3 protein-coding genes are annotated in these 2,860 nt (G+C 62.0%); 1 reads left to right on the top strand and 2 read right to left on the bottom strand.

The window, feature by feature from the left end; all coding sequences use genetic code 11:
- Together GY769_16935 and GY769_16930 are read right to left on the bottom strand one after the other, a co-directional pair.
- Nucleotides 1-473, bottom strand: a 473-nt coding sequence (locus GY769_16935; GenBank protein ID MCP4203607.1) for a hypothetical protein, incomplete at its 3' end; no start/stop codon positions are given.
- A 612-nt stretch (nt 474-1,085) separates the two neighbouring features.
- Nucleotides 1,086-2,315 carry an adenylate/guanylate cyclase domain-containing protein gene (locus GY769_16930; protein ID MCP4203606.1) on the bottom strand — a complete coding sequence of 410 codons (1,230 nt, stop codon included), beginning with the start codon at nt 2,313-2,315 and terminating at the stop codon, nt 1,086-1,088.
- A 371-nt stretch (nt 2,316-2,686) separates the two neighbouring features.
- On the opposite strand from GY769_16930, the gene GY769_16925 reads away from it, so the two are divergent.
- On the top strand, nt 2,687-2,860 hold a 174-nt coding region (locus GY769_16925; GenBank protein MCP4203605.1), incomplete at its 3' end, for a hypothetical protein.

Here is a 2,860-nt window from a genome sequence, read left to right as displayed (position 1 = left end):
GGATAGCGCTTATCCTGCAAGCAGCCCAAGCCCTTTACACGCTTGATTTCCTCAGGAGGAATGGTTCCCACAGGATTTTCAACCTTTACATCTGTAAAATAGAAGCCACCTTCCAGAACCTTGGTATTTGTATAACCATAGTGCTTCAAACGGTTCTTCAGGAAATAACCACGCTTGCCCTTGGCGCAAACCAACAGCAGCTTTTCATTCTTGTCGATACCATCGATGGGGCCGGTAAAGCCCGCCGCCCGAAGGGCTGCACCGGTCAGACCCGTGCCGCAGCCGGCGTCGAGAATGAGCGAAGCGGGCGGCATTTCGGCGCGCAAATAAGCCGCGGCCTGGTTTGGTGCGCGATAGTCCCAGCCTGCCATGCTGTCATCATAACCGGCGGCCCAATCGTCATATGTCTTCTTTACTTCGGCGCTCGACGTGCTGCCCTGATTGAGCCAGTGATGGTCGTCTGTATCCCGCATGGTAGCGGTCACCTTCAATCCAACATTTCCCCAATGTGCAAATTTTTACCGGCACCGGGACATAGGGTAAGTTTAGCCGCGGCGACACGAGGTACCTAGTCCAATAGACGCTCACCCCGACTTCCGCCTTTGGCTAAATCCGGCGGTTCAGGCTGGCATGAAAGCACGACTGCTTTTGAGCGCTAAGCCGACATTCGATCCTCGATGTCCGCTTTCGGCCCTATTTAGTCAGCTATTGAGGGATGATCAGACGAAGCGCGGACGGTTAGTTTTCTTCTGCTCCTGACCCTTTGCGGACATACCACAGTTGGCCAATACCCAATTCCGTGTCATGTCTCGCCGTAAGCGATCGCGACGAAAAAGGCAAAGAAAATCGGAGCGCGCCGGGAGCAAAGAGCACGGCTGGCTACCGCAAGAATCGCTTCCCTCGGTGCACAGCTTGAGTGGCATCAGGTGTTGGCCTAACCCGATTCATCGGGCTCTTGTCGATTCTGTTCGGATGGAAAGGCAACTCCGGTCCCTCGTCCCGCTTGGTCGAACCTTGCCGAACAGAGATAAGTTGAATCGGCGCATTTGTCAGCGCCCGGCTGGCTGCGCTTGCCGGTGCAGCCCTCAAGGCTTGAGTGTGAAGATCTCCTGGGGCTTGCGGACGCCGCGCAGCGCGATCGGGCCCAGCGAGACGAGCTCGCCGTGGCAGGTGCGGGCGATCTCGTGGAAAGCGCTCGAGATCAAGATGTCGCGCTCGAGCGGCCGGCACAGCGCCTGGATGCGGCTCGCCTCGTTGACCGCGGGGCCGATCACCGTGAAGTCGAGGCGCTCCTGCGCACCGATATTGCCGTAGAGCACGTCGCCCAGATGGAGCGCCAGGCCGAACTCGGTCACCGGCTTGCAGGCCTTGGCGCGCGCCTCGTTGAAGGCCGGGAGGGCCGCCCGCAGCTCGGCCGCGGCCTTGAGCGCGTTCCGGCACACCGCCTCGCCGTCGAGCCCGGTCAGATCGAAGGTCGCCAGGAATCCGTCGCCGGTGAACTTCAGGATCTGGCCGTTGTTCTCGCGCAAGGGTCCCGCCATCAGATCGAGATAGTCGTCGAGCAGCGCGACGATCTCGCCCTGCGGCAAGGTGTCGGAGAGCCGGGTGAAGCCGCGCAGATCGCAGATCCAGATCACCGCCCGGATGGTTTCGACCGAGCCACGGTCGATGGCGCCGGTCAGCACCCGCCGTCCGGGATCCTCGCCGAGATAGGTCTCGAGCACGGCCGTGGCGACGTCGAAGGTCGCGCGCGACTTGATGGCGAGCGCCAGATAGAAGAGCGCTTTAGTGATCTGTGCTAGGTGGCCGTCGTCGAAGCCGGCGGGCTCGTCGGTCGCGCAGGAGAAGAACACCCCTGGCGCTATGGTGCCCGTGAGCGCGCCCTCCTCCTCGAACGCCACGATCATGGCGGCGTAGTCGAGGAGCCCCTCGTCGCGCAGCTCGCTGAATACCTCAATGTCGGGCAGGTCGTTCGCATCGAGCCGCTGGCGCATCCTCCGAATGCCGGCGTCCCGCATAAGTTTAACCGGGCTGTTCTGGAGCGCCGCGCTCTGCCGCACGCTGCGGTCGCGCGGAATGTGCTCGACCCGCCCCGGGTGCCAGACATAGGTCTGGGCGCCGATGCGCGGGTGGAGCGTGCCCATGCCGAAGCTGGCGCGCTTCATCGGGAAGCCTGCCGCGGCCACGCGCTCGCAGAAGCCCTCGAGCTGCTCGGCGAGGGTCAGGCCGCGCAGGCCGCGCACGACGAGCCATTCGTGGAAACCGTCGAGGTCGAGGGGCGGCGCCAATTGCACCGGCATTTGTGCCTGGGTCATGCTCGGCCCACCTGTCGCGGCCGGCGCGGGGCGCCGAGTCCGATCCGACGAAGGATAGCAGACTTCGCGACCCTCCGCTTCCGCTCGGCAGACCTCGTGCCACCGAGTGGGTATGCCCGCTCGTGGCTATCAGCGGCGGTTTAGGGGCGCAGCTCGGCACGACCGCTTTGTCCCCTGAAGCAGACAATCGGGCCCTGAAGTTCCACTAACTGGTCCAAAGCGGACGATCACTCTAAGGCCCGTTTAGGGCCGCTCATGACCCATTTCGGACGTTCGGCCCCAATAGACTAGCGTAAGCGGCGATTGTAGACTTCTTACCCATCCCCACTACGCGTGTGAGGATCGGCGGAGATGCCCGAGGAGGCTCAGTCATGAGCGAAAAAAACACTGGCCCCAGCTCCTTCAATCCGGACGCGTTCAATGAATTTGAACATTCCGGCTGGCGGAGAGCGGCCAATTATTATCACGACGATCTTGGTGTATTGACCTCACAATCTGCATCCACGCTGCTTGACGCCGCTACGGTTGGCGCCGGCGCCACCGTC

This window comes from bacterium (genome assembly GCA_024224155.1).
GTDB lineage: Bacteria > Acidobacteriota > Thermoanaerobaculia > Multivoradales > JAHEKO01 > CALZIK01.
This window is presented reverse-complemented; position numbering and strand designations above follow the sequence as displayed.